14 protein-coding genes and 3 tRNA genes are annotated in these 14,132 nt (G+C 68.4%); 10 read left to right on the top strand and 7 right to left on the bottom strand.

Annotated features, from left to right (window positions below; all coding sequences use genetic code 11):
* Positions 1 to 99 precede the first annotated feature (99 nt).
* Positions 100 to 1,038 (bottom strand): class I SAM-dependent methyltransferase, encoded by a 939-nt coding sequence (locus tag C1737_RS20710; protein ID WP_068095717.1) that lies wholly within the window; start codon positions 1,036 to 1,038, stop codon positions 100 to 102.
* A gap of 199 nt (positions 1,039 to 1,237) precedes the next feature.
* Here C1737_RS20710 and C1737_RS20705 point away from each other — a divergent pair, with 199 nt between their 5' ends.
* Both C1737_RS20705 and C1737_RS20700 read left to right on the top strand, forming a co-directional pair.
* Positions 1,238 to 2,236 (top strand): phosphotransferase family protein, encoded by a 999-nt coding sequence (locus C1737_RS20705; RefSeq protein ID WP_233214843.1) that lies wholly within the window; start codon positions 1,238 to 1,240, stop codon positions 2,234 to 2,236.
* A gap of 279 nt (positions 2,237 to 2,515) precedes the next feature.
* Positions 2,516 to 2,728, top strand: a complete 213-nt coding sequence (locus C1737_RS20700; protein ID WP_068095719.1) for a hypothetical protein — start codon at positions 2,516 to 2,518, stop codon at positions 2,726 to 2,728.
* A gap of 145 nt (positions 2,729 to 2,873) precedes the next feature.
* Here C1737_RS20700 and C1737_RS20695 read toward each other — a convergent pair.
* Positions 2,874 to 2,946, bottom strand: a tRNA-Arg gene (locus C1737_RS20695).
* A 32-nt stretch (positions 2,947 to 2,978) separates the two neighbouring features.
* Positions 2,979 to 3,070 (bottom strand) — tRNA-Ser (locus C1737_RS20690).
* Between the two features lie 84 nt (positions 3,071 to 3,154).
* Between C1737_RS20690 and hisC the strand changes: the two genes are divergently transcribed.
* Together hisC and C1737_RS20680 are read left to right on the top strand one after the other, a co-directional pair.
* Entirely contained in the window at positions 3,155 to 4,222 is a 1,068-nt protein-coding gene (hisC, locus tag C1737_RS20685; protein ID WP_068095724.1) for a histidinol-phosphate transaminase, read from the top strand.
* Between the two features lie 11 nt (positions 4,223 to 4,233).
* Entirely contained in the window at positions 4,234 to 4,695 is a 462-nt protein-coding gene (locus C1737_RS20680; RefSeq protein WP_068095730.1) for a DUF4334 domain-containing protein, read from the top strand.
* Positions 4,696 to 4,909: 214 nt separating this feature from the next.
* On the opposite strand, the gene C1737_RS27450 is transcribed toward C1737_RS20680, so the two are convergent.
* Entirely contained in the window at positions 4,910 to 6,580 is a 1,671-nt protein-coding gene (locus C1737_RS27450) for a hypothetical protein (RefSeq protein WP_142393478.1), read from the bottom strand.
* Between the two features lie 99 nt (positions 6,581 to 6,679).
* On the opposite strand from C1737_RS27450, the gene C1737_RS20670 reads away from it, so the two are divergent.
* Positions 6,680 to 7,597 (top strand): LysR family transcriptional regulator, encoded by a 918-nt coding sequence (locus C1737_RS20670; protein WP_102419341.1) that lies wholly within the window; start codon positions 6,680 to 6,682, stop codon positions 7,595 to 7,597.
* On the opposite strand, the gene C1737_RS20665 is transcribed toward C1737_RS20670, so the two are convergent.
* Positions 7,594 to 8,178 (bottom strand): TIGR03086 family metal-binding protein, encoded by a 585-nt coding sequence (locus C1737_RS20665; protein WP_197509127.1) that lies wholly within the window; start codon positions 8,176 to 8,178, stop codon positions 7,594 to 7,596. The two genes, C1737_RS20670 and C1737_RS20665, sit on opposite strands and share 4 nt — an antisense overlap.
* 23 nt (positions 8,179 to 8,201) lie before the next feature.
* Here C1737_RS20665 and C1737_RS20660 point away from each other — a divergent pair, with 23 nt between their 5' ends.
* The 4 genes from C1737_RS20660 to C1737_RS20645 are packed head-to-tail and all read left to right on the top strand — an operon-like array spanning position 8,202 to position 11,664.
* The gene (locus C1737_RS20660; protein ID WP_102419340.1) at positions 8,202 to 9,026 is read left to right on the top strand and encodes a crotonase/enoyl-CoA hydratase family protein; all 825 of its coding nucleotides are present in this window, start codon (positions 8,202 to 8,204) and stop codon (positions 9,024 to 9,026) included.
* A gap of 25 nt (positions 9,027 to 9,051) precedes the next feature.
* Complete coding sequence (gene lipE / locus C1737_RS20655) at positions 9,052 to 10,290, top strand: lipase LipE (protein WP_067920234.1); 1,239 nt, start codon at positions 9,052 to 9,054, stop codon at positions 10,288 to 10,290.
* Between the two features lie 29 nt (positions 10,291 to 10,319).
* Positions 10,320 to 10,511 (top strand): hypothetical protein, encoded by a 192-nt coding sequence (locus C1737_RS20650; protein ID WP_067920236.1) that lies wholly within the window; start codon positions 10,320 to 10,322, stop codon positions 10,509 to 10,511.
* Between the two features lie 34 nt (positions 10,512 to 10,545).
* Positions 10,546 to 11,664, top strand: a complete 1,119-nt coding sequence (locus tag C1737_RS20645) for a hypothetical protein (RefSeq protein WP_102419339.1) — start codon at positions 10,546 to 10,548, stop codon at positions 11,662 to 11,664.
* A 6-nt stretch (positions 11,665 to 11,670) separates the two neighbouring features.
* Here C1737_RS20645 and C1737_RS20640 read toward each other — a convergent pair.
* A tRNA-Ser gene (locus tag C1737_RS20640) sits at positions 11,671 to 11,757 on the bottom strand.
* 37 nt (positions 11,758 to 11,794) lie between these two features.
* Between C1737_RS20640 and C1737_RS20635 the strand changes: the two genes are divergently transcribed.
* Positions 11,795 to 12,763, top strand: coding sequence for an NAD(P)H-quinone oxidoreductase (locus C1737_RS20635; protein ID WP_102420049.1), 969 nt, complete (start codon positions 11,795 to 11,797; stop codon positions 12,761 to 12,763).
* Positions 12,764 to 12,807: 44 nt separating this feature from the next.
* Here the strand turns inward: C1737_RS20635 and C1737_RS20630 are convergent, their stop codons facing one another.
* A complete protein-coding gene (locus C1737_RS20630) occupies positions 12,808 to 14,004 on the bottom strand; it encodes a cysteine desulfurase-like protein (protein WP_102419338.1) in 1,197 nt (398 codons plus the stop codon).
* Positions 14,005 to 14,132 lie beyond the last annotated feature (128 nt).

The following is a 14,132-nucleotide window of genomic DNA, read 5'->3' as shown; positions in this document are numbered from 1 at the left end:
AGTTACCCATTGGACTTATGTCTAAACATTCGCCGCGGCTGAATTCGGCAGTGCGCCAGCGGAGCCCGGGGAGCGAATCGAAGTGGTTTGACGCGCTAGCTAACGCCGCTGCGCGGAGACATACAGGGTGGGCGGCATCGCGGACTCTGCGTCCTGCGGAACGCTGCGACCGTAGCGAGCCATCAACTCGGCGAACGTCGCCGTGGCGACGTCCCAGCCACGCTCCCGCAACCAGGCGTCGACGGGGGTGCGCTCCTCGGGATACCAGAGGTCGTCGAAGTCGGTGATCTCGGAATCGACCAGCTTGGCCGCCGCGGCCCGCATGCGCCGCATGTCCTCACGCTGGCGCTGGACCAGGTCGGGGTCGGTGAACCCGGCGCCCGGCACGTTGGAGGCCAGCCAGCTGCCGTCGGCGCTGAGCGAATGGATGCGCTGGAACAACAGGTCCTGGCCCTGCGCCGGCAGGTAACGCACCAGGCCCTCGGCCGACCAGGCGGCAGGCCGCGACGCGTCAAACCCCGCCTCCTGCAACGCCTTCGGCCAGTCCTGGCGCAGGTCGATGGGCACGTTGACCAGCCGCGCCCTGGGCTGCGCGCCGTGCTCGCTCAGCGTGGTGGATTTGAAGTCGAGGACCTTGGGCTGATCGAGCTCGTAGACGACCGTGCCGTCGGGCCACGGCAGCCGCCAGGTGCGCGCGTCCAGGCCGGCGGCCAGGATCACCACCTGACGTACGCCGGAGTCGGCCGCGCCCAGGAAGAACTCATCGAAAAAGGCTGTCCGCGTGGCCATGAAGTCGATCATCAGCTGGATGCGCGTGCCGACCTCGGGCTCGAGCTCCACCGCCTTGGCCAGCAGCGCGGGATCGGCATAGATGCTCCACATGCCTTCGCCGGCCGCGTCCACGAACACGCGCGCGAACGGGTCGTTGATGAGCGGATTCTCGCTCTCCGTCTCGGCGGCCCGCGCCGCCGCGACGCCAAGTGCGGTGGCTCCCACGCTTTGGGTGATGTCCCAGGAATCGTTGTCGGTACGCGGCATCGCCAGTTCCCTTCCAGGCGCGAGATTCAGTTAGTTGCCCACACTATTGTTCCAGGCTCCGCCGCCCGGAGCCCGTTCGCGGCGGTGGCTTACGCTTTTTCCCAGACGGCCCACAGGGTTGCAGCAAAGGAGCTGGCATGGACGAGATCGGTATCGGCTGAACGTGGATGCCGTGAACCTGGACGCCGTCGCGGCCTGGATGTCCGAGCGGGGACTCGGCGAAGGGCCGCTGGAGGACGTCACCGCCGTCACCGGCGGAACCCAGAACGTCATGATCCGGTTCACCAGGGCCGGCCGGCCGTACGTGTTGCGCCGGGGACCGCGGCACCTGCGCCCCCGGAGCAACAGCGTCATCCTGCGGGAAACGAAAGTCCTTGCCGCCCTGGCCGGTTCCGACGTGCCGCACCCCCACCTGATCGCCGCTTGCGAGGACCCCGGCGTGCTGGGCGACGCGGTCTTCTACCTGATGGACCCGGTCGAGGGATTCAACGCCGGGGAGGGACTGCCGCCGTTGCATACGGGTGATCCCAGCGTGCGGCACGGCATGGGCCTTTCGATGGCCGACGCGCTGGCAAAGCTGGGCGCCGTTGACCATGTCGCCGTCGGTCTGGGCGATTTCGGCAAGCCGGAGGGCTTCCTAGAACGCCAGGTCCCGCGCTGGCTGTCCGAACTGGACTCCTACAGCGAGTACGAGGGCTACCCCGGGCCGCAGATCCCGGGAATCGGGGAAGTGTCGGCCTGGCTGGAACGCCACCGACCGGCAACGTGGACACCCGGGATCATGCACGGCGACTACCACGCCGCCAACGTGATGTTCTCCAACACCGGCCCGGATGTGGTCGCGATCGTCGACTGGGAGATGTGCACGATCGGGGACCCGCTGCTGGATCTGGGCTGGCTGCTGGCGACCTGGCGCCAGCCCGACGGGTCCAGCGTGTTCAGCCACGCCCTGGGCGGGCAGGACGGGCTGGCCAGCACCGACGAGCTTTTCCAGCGCTACGCGGCCAACACCACCCGCGACCTCTCGCACATCACCTGGTACACGGTGCTGGCGTGCTTCAAGCTGGGCATCGTCATCGAAGGCACGCTCGCCCGGGCCTGTGCAGGCAAGGCCGAGAAAGAGGTCGGCGATCAATTGCACGCGGCCACTGTTCACCTCTTCGAGCGCGCGTTGGGCCTGATCGAGAGCGTGCCCTGATCCACTAGCGTCTCCCTTCGCGCCGCCCTACCCCGACGACGCGGCCCGTTCGGGGTCCGTTCGGGGCCACTAGATCCTCGGCCTCCTCCCGAGCGGATTTGAACCCCCGAACCTACTCATCCATAAGGGCTGGTGCGTTCGCAGCCGTCTGCCGTCAACGGCTCGAGCGTTATCCGTTGCGACGCATCGGCTACCGCACGCTTTACGTTCCGTTAAATACCGCGTTCCAAATCGGCCATTGCCCTGTCAACAACAGGCCATTGGTGCAACCATCTTCTGATGGGTGAAAGCGATGCCGCCCAAGCCGTCGAGCTGATCCGGGCTCTGTGCGAGGTGCTGGACAAAATGACCCGCCAACTGACCTGGCTGGAAGCCCGCGGCGCCGGGGCCGAAGCGACCGCCCTGCACCGGGACATCGCCGAAGCGCGGGCGCACATCAACCGGCTACAAAGCCGATACCTCAAGAGCTCCCCCACGCGCCAGTTCGCTTAGCAGGCCTGGCGGGCGATGCCGCGCAGGCTCCGGAGCCGCACAGATTTTCGTCTCACTAGACCGCTTCGGCGCTCGGGAACTCCGGTCTCAAGGACCAGGCGAAGATGAAATGTCGAGCGTCAACGAACGTCATACCGGTGATGAGCGCGCCCGAAGGGATTCGAACCCCTAACCTTCTGATCCGTAGTCAGATGCTCTATCCGTTGAGCTACGGGCGCCCGTGTGTTCAGTTGTCTTGCGTGGTGTTCCTTGGCGGAGGCGAGAGGATTTGAACCTCCGGTCCCCTTTGAGGGGGACAACTCATTAGCAGTGAGCCCCATTCGGCCGCTCTGGCACGCCTCCCTTGGACTGTTCGAGGGTACCCGACCCCTTTCCGGTCTCGCCGAACCGGCCATAGCGTACACATCCGCGACATAAACTGTCGAAGTGACCGCCCGCCTGCGTCCCGAACTGGTCGGACTGCCAGTCTATGTCCCCGGCAAGAACGTGCCGGGCTCCATCAAGCTGGCCAGCAACGAGACCGTCCACGGTCCGCTGCCCAGCGTGCACGCGGCGATCGAGCGGGCCGTCGCCGTCGTCAACCGCTACCCGGACAACGCCAGCGTCGACCTCAAGGCGGCCCTGGCCATGCACCTGGGCTCCTCCGTCGCAACGGAGCACATCGCGGTCGGTAGCGGCTCGGTCAGCCTGTGCCAGCAGCTGGTGCAGATCACCTCCGCGGCCGGCGACGAAGTCATGATGGGCTGGCGCAGCTTCGAGTGTTACCTGCCGATCGTCCAGGTGTCGGGCGCGACCGCGGTGAAAGTGCCGCTGAGCGACCACACCCACGACCTCGACGCCATGCTCGCCGCGGTCACCGATCGCACCCGGCTGATCTTCGTCTGCAACCCGAACAATCCGACGTCGACGGTGGTCGATCCGGACGCCCTCGTTCGTTTCGTCGAAGCCGTGCCGCCGCACATCCTGATCGCCATCGACGAGGCCTATGTCGAATACATCCGCGACGGAATGCTGCCCAGCAGCCTGGAGCTGGCCCTATCGCGCAGCAACGTCGTTGTGCTGCGGACGTTTTCGAAGGCCTACGGGCTCGCGGGTCTGCGCGTCGGTTATGCAATCGGTCACCCGGACCTGATCACCGCGCTGGACAAGGTCGTCATGCCGTTCGCCGTGACCAACGTCGCCCAGGCGGCCGCCATCGCGTCGCTGGAGGCGTCCGACGAGCTGATGGCGCGGACCGACGCGCTGGTCGCCGAGCGCACCCGCGTCAGCGCGGGGTTGCGCGACGCCGGGTTCACCCTGCCGCCGTCGCAGGCCAACTTCATCTGGCTGCCGCTGGGTTCTCGTACCACGGACTTCACGGAGCAGGCCGCCGACGCGCGGCTGGTGGTGCGCCCGTTCGCCGGCGAGGGGGTGCGCATCACCATCGGTGCGGTGGAGGAGAATGACGCCCTGTTGCACTTCGCCCGGGATTGGATTTCCCGCACCGAACCGTAAGGAGCACTCCATTGGACTTGGCGCGCAAACAGTTCACCGAGTTCAAGGAGCGCGACGGTGACATCCCCGATGCCGAGCTCGACGACTTCTGGGCCGGCCTGGAGCCCGCGACGATCGAGGGCATGCTGGGCGAATGGCAGGGCGGCGAATTCCGCACCGGCCACCGGATGAACGGCCAGCTGGAGAAGGCCGGCTGGTTCGGCAAGACCTTCAAGTCGGCTCGGGACGTGCAGCCGCTGGTCTGCCTGGACGCCGACGGCAACAAGTTCTCGAACGTCGAGATGGGCAAGGGCGAGGCCAGCCTGTGGCTCGAAGAGTTCCGCGGCGAGGTCACCGCGACGATGGTCTACGACGGCCAGCCCGTGCACGACCACTTCAAGAAGATCGACGACAACGCCGTCATGGGCATCATGAACGGCAAGGGCGTCCGGGATAACGGCCGGTACTACTACTTCTACCTCGAGCGGGTGTAGCGCCTCGCCGAGCGTGGACTGACTGCGAAAACGCTGCCCGGATTTCGCGTTGTCTGCACGTTCGGCGGAGGCCGACGCTAACTGGCCGGTTTGCGGGCGGTGAAGGCGACCAACCGCTCGAGCGGGCCGGCGTCTCCGGGTGCTTGCGCGCGCCTCGCCCGACGAGCAGGCGGGCCTCCTTCGTGGGTTGAGGGAGGCCCGCCCGTCAGTTTGGTCAGTTCTCAGCGCCTTTCTGCCGGCGCCGTCCGATGACGCCCTCGGTCCAGGGCCGCTCCTCGGTGTAGAGCGCCTCCTCGTCCGGCTTGGCGTGCCTGCCCCTTCCGGCGTTGTTCCCCTGCACACCGGGCGACCCCACCGGGGGGACGCCCATGCCGGCACCGCCCGTCGCGGCGCCGAGGCCCGGAACGCCGCGGCCGGCCCCCGCGGTTGCCGCCGCGGGCCCGGTCGCGCCGGGTCGTCCCGGCGCCGCTTCGGCCTCCACGGCCGGCTGCAGCGGCCCCGCCGTGATCACCGCACCGCCACGGCCGATGCCGCCGCCGGACAACTTCGGTTTTTGGCCGTTCGAGGCTGCCGGCGCGCCGGTCCAGGCGTGCGGATATCCCTTGGCGCCGGCCGGAACGCCTGTGGTGGCATTTCTCGACCAGTTCGGCATGGCAGGCATCGGCGAAAAGCCGGGGTAGCGGTCATTGGGCGAGTCTGTCGGGAGGTCACCCAAGCCGTCTTCCCAATCCCCGTCCGAGGGCGGCTTCCCGTCCGGGGTGCCGGGGTCGGGAAGGTTGTTGCCCGGGTCGGGGAAACCGTCGCCGGGGTCCGGAAGACCATTGCCAGGGTCGGGAAGACCATTGCCAGGGTCGGGAAGACCGTCGCCAGAGTCCGGAAGACCATTGCCAGGCTCGGGGAAACCGTCGCCAGGGTCCGGAAGACCATTGCCAGGCTCGGGAAGACTGTCGCCCGGGTCGGGAAGACCGTTGCCGGGGTCGGGAATCAGGTCGCCGAGGTCGGGCGGCGGCGCGGGCGGCGCCCAGGCGGTCGGGGGGCTTGACGGCTTGATCGGCGGCAGCGGCAGAGCCGCCTTCTTCTCGTATTCGGGCAACACCTCCTCCGACTTCTCCTGCAACCTCGCGTACTCCTGCTGAACTTGGTGTTGGATGATCGTGGCCCCGACGCCGGAGCCGGACGCTTTCGACCAGATTTCATCGAGCTGGGCGATCTCCTCCGCCGTGGGGTGTTCGGCAAGTGCCCAGCGCTGTGTCGAGGCGACGTTGCGCGCCTGAGCCGCCATCGTGGCGCACTCGTCCGCCATTTCGTACAGCCAGGCCCGCTGCTGGTCGAAGTTGGCCTCGACCGCCTGACTCGCGTCGCCCGCCCAGTGGTCGAACGGCCGGAAGCGGCGGGCGGCCTCGAGCAAGGTCCGCTGATATGCGGTCCACGCGTCGGCGAATCGGTCGAATGATGCGCCCCGGTCGGTTGCCGCGATCTTCTGCGCCGCCTCTTTGACCGGGTAGTAGGGGGTGAAGAAATTCGCCGACATCAGCTCCTCGGCGACCGGCGGTGCCTCAACCGGCTCGACCGCGAACCCGGTGACCGCCGACAGGGAACGGCCGGTCAGGATGGACTGCCCAGCACTCTCGTCGACGTCCTCATATGCTTTGGCGACATTTCGCAGCGCCTCTGCCAGCCGCTGCCGCACCCGGTCGCCCACGCCCAAGTACAGCCGCATGTTGTCGGCGGACAGCGCGAGTTGGGCGGCGGCCGCGGTGACCATGTCCAACGCACAGGGTGCTTGGGGGTTGTCGCTCGGCGGTGCCGGGATCGGGGCCTCCAGCTCGGCGGCCCGGGCGATCAGCTCTTCGTGGTCGACCGTGAGGGTCAGCATTTGTGTCATGTCGGGTCTCTCCTTCGGGCTCGAGGGGGATAAAGTTCTTACACCTAAAGCCTCTTGCACCTGCTGACATTTGTGAAATGAATGGTTAGCATGCGACACATGCGCGAGACGCATATCGATAAGGTGGACCTGAATCTGCTTCCGCCCCTGATGGCCCTGCTCGAGGAGCGGCACGTCTCGCGCGCGGCGGAGCGAGCCCGGCTCAGCCAGCCGGCGATGAGCCGCGCGTTGCAGCGGTTGCGGCGACACTTCGGCGACGAGTTGCTGGTGCGCGGCCCGGACGGCTACTCGTTGACCCCGCGAGCCGAGCGGATCCGCGACCAGCTGGCGACGACCGTCACCCAGCTCGAGCAACTGTTTGCCAACGAATCCTTCGACCCGGCCACCGCAGCCCAATCGTTTCGCATGGCCATCACCGACTACGCGCTCTCCGCGTTCGGTCCCGCAGTCGTGCACTCCATCCTGGCGCAGTCACCGGCCTCCACGGTGCACTGCGAAGCCCTCGACTCGCGCGCGTTCGACAAGCTGGACGCTGGGACGCTTGACCTGGTGATCTACGGCCGCGCCGTGCCCGACCGGTACTGCAGCACACAGTTTTTCACCGATCAGTTCGTCTGCGTGGTGGCCGCCGACCACCCGCTCGCCGCGGAGACGGCTGTTTCGCTGTCGGCCTATCTGCGCTGGCCGCATGTGGACATCGCGCTCGACCAGCCGTGGATCGAGCGGGCGCTCGAGGCGCACGACGCCAAGCGCCGGATAGCGGTCCGGATGCCCTACTTCGCTCCGGGGCCAAACATGCTGCCCGGCACCGAGCTGATCCTGACGGTTCCGGCGCAGCTGGCCCGCGCCATCGCCGACCCGGCCCAGACCCGCGTGCTCACGGCCCCACCGGAGCTGGGCGAGCTACGGTCCGCCGCCGTCTGGCACCCGCGCCTCGACCAGGATCCGTCCCACCGCTGGCTGCGGCAGGTTGTCAGCGCCATCGCCACGGCGTCGGCGTCGCGTCCCGGCGGTTAGCCGGCCGGGTTGCGCCCGGTGAAGGCGACCAATTGCTCGAGCGCGCCGGCGTCGGCCGGGACGTCGATCGGGTCGTCGAACCCGGCACCGGCACGAATCTCCGGCCGGATGATGGTGCGCGCCAACCCCAGCACGTATTCGGACAGTGGTTCCGGGGCGTTGAGTTCGTGGCCCACCGCCGCGGCGTAATCCCAGGCGTGCACCAGGAATTCGACCGAGAAGATGCCGCACGCCGTCTTGGCGGGCATCTCGCTCTTGCCGAACGGCACCGTGCCGTCCAGGCCGCGGCGATGCCAGGCATCCAGCGCCGGCCGGGCCGCGGCGACCACCTGCCGTTCCACCGAATCGCCTTGCTCGCGCTCCGGCATAGCGGCGCCCACCATGCCCCCGAGCCCGGCGATCGACTTCAGCAGATGCTCGGTCAGCTGCGCCACGTCGAACTCGCTGCACGGCGTCCGCCGGGACAGATCGTCGGCCGGAATCGTGTGCAGCACGCGCTGCAGCACCCCGAGCGTGTCCTCGGCGCTGTGCAGTTCGTCGGTGGGCGGGGAATGTGGGCCGGGCCGCAAATCAGGAGCCATGTTTGCCACGCTACGGTCTCGATATGGCGCAAGCATACGAATCCGTCACGGTGGAAACCAAAGATCATGTCGCGCAGGTGACGCTGATCGGGCCGGGCAAGGGCAACGCGATGGGCCCGGCGTTCTGGTCGGAGATGCCGGAGCTGTTCGCGGCCCTGGACGCCGACCCCGAGGTGCGGGCCATCGTGCTGACCGGTTCGGGCAAGAACTTCAGCTACGGCCTGGACGTGCCCGCGATGGGCGGCTCGTTCACCCCGCTGCTGTCCGGCGACGCGCTGGCCGGCCCGCGCGCGGTCTTCCACCGCGAGGTCAAGCGCATGCAGGGCGCGATCACCGCCGTCGCGGACTGCCGCACCCCGACGATCGCGTCGGTACACGGCTGGTGCATCGGCGGCGGCGTCGACCTGATCTCCGCGGTCGACATCCGCTACGCCAGCGCCGACGCCAAATTCTCGGTGCGCGAGGTCAAACTGGCGATCGTCGCCGACGTCGGCAGCCTGGCCCGGCTTCCGTACATCCTGAGCGACGGGCACCTGCGTGAGCTGGCGCTGACCGGCAAGGACATCGACGCGGCCTGGGCCGCGAAGATCGGCCTGGTCAACGACGTGTACGACGACGCCGACGCCACGCTGGCCGCCGCGCACGCCACCGCGGCCGAGATCGCCGCCAACCCGCCGCTGGCGGTGCACGGCATCAAGGACGTGCTCGACCAGCAGCGCACCGCCGCCGTGTCGGAGAGCCTGCGCTACGTCGCCGCCTGGAACGCCGCCTTCCTGCCGTCGAAGGACCTGACCGAGGGCATCGCGGCGACCTTCGAGAAGCGCCCGCCGCGATTCACCGGGGAGTGATCCGGCGCCACGTACCCTCGCTGAGGTGACGACACCAGACGGCAAGATCCGCGTCCCGGCCGACCTGGACGCCGTGACGGCGATCGGCGACGAGGACTACTCCGAGATCGACGGCGCCGCCGTCGACCGGATTTGGGCGGCCGCGCGGCACTGGTATGAGGCAGGCTTCCAGCCGGCCATCCAGCTGTGCCTCCGTCGGCACGGGCGCGTCGTGCTCAACCGGGCGATCGGCCACGGCTGGGGCAACGCCCCGAGCGACCCGGCCGACGCCGAGAAGATCCCCGTCACGACGGACACGCCGTTCTGCGTCTACTCGGCAGCCAAGGGCATCGCGGCGACCGTGGTGCACATGCTCGTCGAGCGCGGCGTCTTCTCACTCGACGACCGGGTGTGCGACTACATCCCCACCTTCACCAGCCACGGCAAGCACCGGATCACCATCCGGCACGTGATGACGCACAGCGCCGGGCTGCCCTTCCCCACCGGACCCAAGCCGGACGTCAAACGCGCGGACGACCACGAATACGCGCAACAGAAGCTCGGTGAACTGCGGCCGATCTACCGCCCCGGGCTGTTCCACATGTACCACGCCCTGACCTGGGGTCCGCTGATCCGCGAGATCGTGTACGCGGCCACCGGCAAGGAAATTCGCGAAATTCTGGCCACCGAGATCCTCGACCCGCTCGGCTTCCGGTGGACGAACTTCGGTGTCGCCAAAGAAGACCTGCCACTGGTCGCGCCCAGCCACGCGACGGGGCGCCCGCTCCCGCCGATCGTGGCGCAGATCTTCCGCAAGGCGATCGGCGGAACCGTGCACGAGATGATCCCGATCACCAATACCCCGCTGTTCCTCACCACGATCATCCCGTCGTCCAACACGGTGTCGACCGCCAACGAGATGTCCCGGTTCGCCGAAATCTGGCGCCGCGGTGGCACTCTCGACGGCGTGCGGGTGCTGAGCCCGGAGACGATGTACGGCGCGGTCAAGGAATGCCGGCGACTGCGACCCGATTTCGCGGTCGGGCTGCAACCCGCCCGCTGGGGCACCGGTTTCATTCTCGGAACGGACCGGTGGGGACCGTTCGGGCTGCACGCGCCCAACGCGTTCGGCAACCTCGGCCTGGTCAACATCGCGATCTGGGCCGACCCCGCGCGCGGTCTGGCGGCCGGCGTGATCAGCAGCGGCAAGCCCGGCCGCGACCCGGAAGCCAAGCGCTACACCGCCCTGATGGACACCATCGCCGCCGAGATTCCCACCGATTGAGGGCACCCGGCGGTGGGAACACTGCCGGGATGGCTACCTACCGAGTGCTCAACCCCAAGGGCGACGTCGTCGCGACCAAGGACATCGAAAGCGCCGACAAGGCGCACGCCTGGTTCGCCGACGAGGCGGTCGAGGGCAACGAACTGGGCTGGCGTATGGAAGTCGAAGCCGACGGCCAATGGCGCTTCTTCGACAACAGCGAAGGCGACCGCAGCTACTAGGGTTTGCGGCCCGGCCCGCCGGGCACCCAAAGACATGGACTCTGAACGCTTTCGCAAGCTGCTGGATTCCCCCGGGCCGTTCGCGTCGGTCTACTTCGACGATTCGCACGACACCCACGACGCCGAAGCCCAGCTCGAGCTCAAATGGCGTGCGCTGAAAGAAGAACTCGACAGACAGGTCGCCGGCGCGGCGGTGATCGACGACATCGGGCGCGCCGTGCTGGGCCTGCGCCCGCCGATCGGCCGCAGCGGCCGCGGCGTGGTGGCGGGCTCCCAGGGCGTGCTCCTCAACGAGCACCTCACCCGGCCCACCGCCGAGACGGTCGTGCGCGTCTCCGAATTGCCTTTCGTGCTACCGATCGTCGAACTGGGCTTCGATCACCCGGACTATCTGCTGGTGGTGGCGGACCACACCGGCGCCGACATCACCGCCCACGTCAACGGCACCCTGCGCACCGAAACCGTTGACGGTGGCGGCTATCCCGTCCACAAGGCCGCCGGCGCCGAAACCGCCGGATACGGCGACCCGCAATTGCGCACCGATGAAGCCGCCCGCAAGAACGTGCGAGCCGTCGCCGACCGGGTCGGCGAGCTGGTCGACGACAAGTCGATCGAGATGATCTTCGTCGTCGGCGAGGTGCGGTCACGTTCGGACCTGCTGTCCGCCCTGCCAGATCGACTGCGCGAGCGGGTGATTCAGCTGCAGGTGGGTGCGCGACACAGCGGTCACGACGACGAAGAAGTTCGGCGGGCCATTGAAGCCGCGTTCGTCAGCCGACGGTTGCGGGTCATCGACGACGCGGCCGATCGGTTCACCGCCGAGGTAGGCCGGCAATCGGGGCTGGCCGCCGAGGGGCTGGGCGCGGTGTGCTCGGCCCTGCGCCAGGGCGCGGTGGACACGTTGATCATCGGTGACGTCGGCGACGCCACCGTGGTCGCCGACGCCGATCTGACGACCGTCGCCCCCGACGCGAACGTGTTGTCCGAGCACGGCGCGGCCGCGGACAAGACGCTGCGCGCCGACGAGGCCCTGCCGCTGTTCGCGATTGCGGTCGGGGCGTCGCTGGTGCGCACCGACGAGCGGATCGCCCCGGCCGACGGCATCGGGGCACTGCTTCGCTACGCGCCGATGCTGCACCAGCCCGTCGGGTGACACGCGCGGTGGCGGAGGGATTTGAACCCCCGGACGGTGTTAGCCGTCTCTCGCTTTCAAGGCGAGTGCATTAGGCCGCTCTGCCACGCCACCGCCGATAAGCGTAACGGGGGTCGGTAGCGTGGCCACCATGCGCGCCATCGTCGCCGAATCCCCCGATCACCTTTCCTGGCAAGACGCGCCCGACGTGTCCGCTGGACCCGGCGAGGTGTTGATCAAGGTCGCCGCCGCCGGCGTGAACCGCGCCGACCTACTGCAGGCCGCCGGTAAGTATCCGCCGCCGCCGGGCGCCAGCGACATCATCGGCATGGAGGTGTCCGGCGTGGTCGCCGACGCCGGCGAAGGTGTCACGGATTGGACTGTCGGACAAGACGTTTGCGCGCTGCTGGCGGGCGGTGGGTACGCCGAGTACGTCGCCGTTCCCGCCGGCCAGGTGATGCCGATCCCCTCTCGTGTCGACCTGATCGACGCCGCCGGGCTGCCGGAGGTGGCCTGCACGGTGTGGTCCAACCTGGTGCTCACCGCCCACCTGGGTGCGGGCCAGCTGCTGCTGCTGCACGGCGGCGCCAGCGGCATCGGAAGCCACGCGATCCAGGTCGCGCGGGCGTTGGGGGCCCGGGTGGCCGTCACGGCCGGTTCGGCGGAGAAGCTGGAATTCTGCCGTGAGCTGGGCGCCGAAATCACCATCAACTACCGCGACGAAGATTTCGTCGCGCGGCTGCAAGAAAGCGGCGGAGCCGACGTGATCCTCGACATCATGGGCGCCGCCTACCTGGACCGCAATATCGACGCCCTGGCCACCGACGGACAGCTGGTCATCATCGGCATGCAGGGCGGCATCAAGGGCGAGCTCAACATCGGCAAGCTCTTGGCGAAGCGCGCCCGGGTGATCGGCACCACGCTGCGTGCCCGCCCAGTGACCGGGCCCAACAGCAAGACCGAGATCGTGCAGGCGGTGATCGGCTCGGTCTGGCCGATGATCGCCGAGGGCCGCGTCCGGCCGATCATCGGCGCCCGCATGCCGATTCAGCAGGCCGGTGAGGCGCATCAACTGCTGACGTCGAGCAAGGTGAGCGGAAAGATCGTGCTTACGGTCTAGCGGCCCGCGGGCTGGGGTACCGCCCGCTCGCGGAACCGAAAGGCTCAGCCCAGGGACGCCAGCGCGCGCACCAACTGATCGACCTCGGCCGTCGTCGAGTAATGCGCCAGCCCGACGGTCACCGCTCCGCCGACGTCGTTGACGCCCAGCACGTCGAGCGCGCGGGAGTTCTCGTTGGTGACGGCCAGAATCCCGTTGTCCGCCAACCGCTGCACCACCCGCTCGGCGGGCACGCCGTTCAGGGCGAAGCTCACCACGGGTATCCGCACCTCCGGACGGCCGATCACCATGACCAACGGCAACGACCGCAACGACACCATCAGGTAATCGAAGATCCGGTTCAGATACGAACTGGCCGATTGCATCGACACCGACAGGCGTTCGCGCCGGCTGCCGCGGGCCGACTCGTCGAGCGCCGCCAGATACTCGATGCTGGCGACCACCCCGGCCAGCAGACCGAACTGGTGCGCGCCGATCTCGAGACGCGCCGCGCCGGTGGCCTTCGGGTCGGTCGAGATCGAGCTGAACGAATTGAGCAGTGCCGGATCGCGGAACACCACCGCGCCGATCGGCGGACCGCCCCACGCCAGGGCGTTCACCGCCACCACGTCGGCGTCGGTTTCCCGCACGTCGAGCAACCGGTACGGCGCCGCGGCGGAATGGTCGACCACCACCAGCCCGCCGACGTCGTGCACCAGCTTGGTCATCGCCCGAAGGTCAGTGACCGTGCCCAGCGTCGCGGACGCCGACGCGACGGCCACCAGCCTGGTCGATTTCCCGATCAAGCCCTCCCACTGCCAGGTCGGCAGCTCGCCGGTCTCGATGTCGATCTCGGCCCACTTCACCTTGGCGCCGTAGCGGTGCGCCGCCCGCAGCCAGGGCGCGATGTTCGCCTCGTCGTCCAGGCGGCTGACGATCACCTCGTAGCCCAGCCCCGCCCGCGAGGACGACGCCTCGGCCAGCGCCGACAGCAGGATCGCGCGGTCGGCCCCGAGCACCACGCCCGCCGGTTCCACATTGAACAGGTCGGCCACCGCCGCCCGCGCCGCCTCGAGGATGGCGGCGCTGCGCTGCGCGGACGGATGCGCGCCGACCGTGGTGGCGCTGGACCTGCGGAAGGCGGTCGAAACGGTGGTCGCGACGGAATCGGGGATGAGCATCCCGGTAGGCGCATCGAAGTGCACCCACCCGTCACCCAGCGACGGATGCAGTCCGCGCACCCGGGCGACGTCGTAAGCCATGCCAGCCACCTTAGAGCTTGCGCATTTCCGCGAAACTGTGACGGTAGCGGGTGCCCGGAACGCTCGAGCCGTTGAGGCCAGCCAGTGGCTTCGCAGGGGCAGGACACCCGGCCAGCCATACTAGTCGA

The organism is Mycobacterium sp. 4858 (assembly GCF_900240975.1).
Taxonomy (GTDB): domain Bacteria; phylum Actinomycetota; class Actinomycetes; order Mycobacteriales; family Mycobacteriaceae; genus Mycobacterium.
Note: the sequence above shows the minus strand (reverse complement) of the source record. Positions and strands in the feature narration are given on the sequence as shown.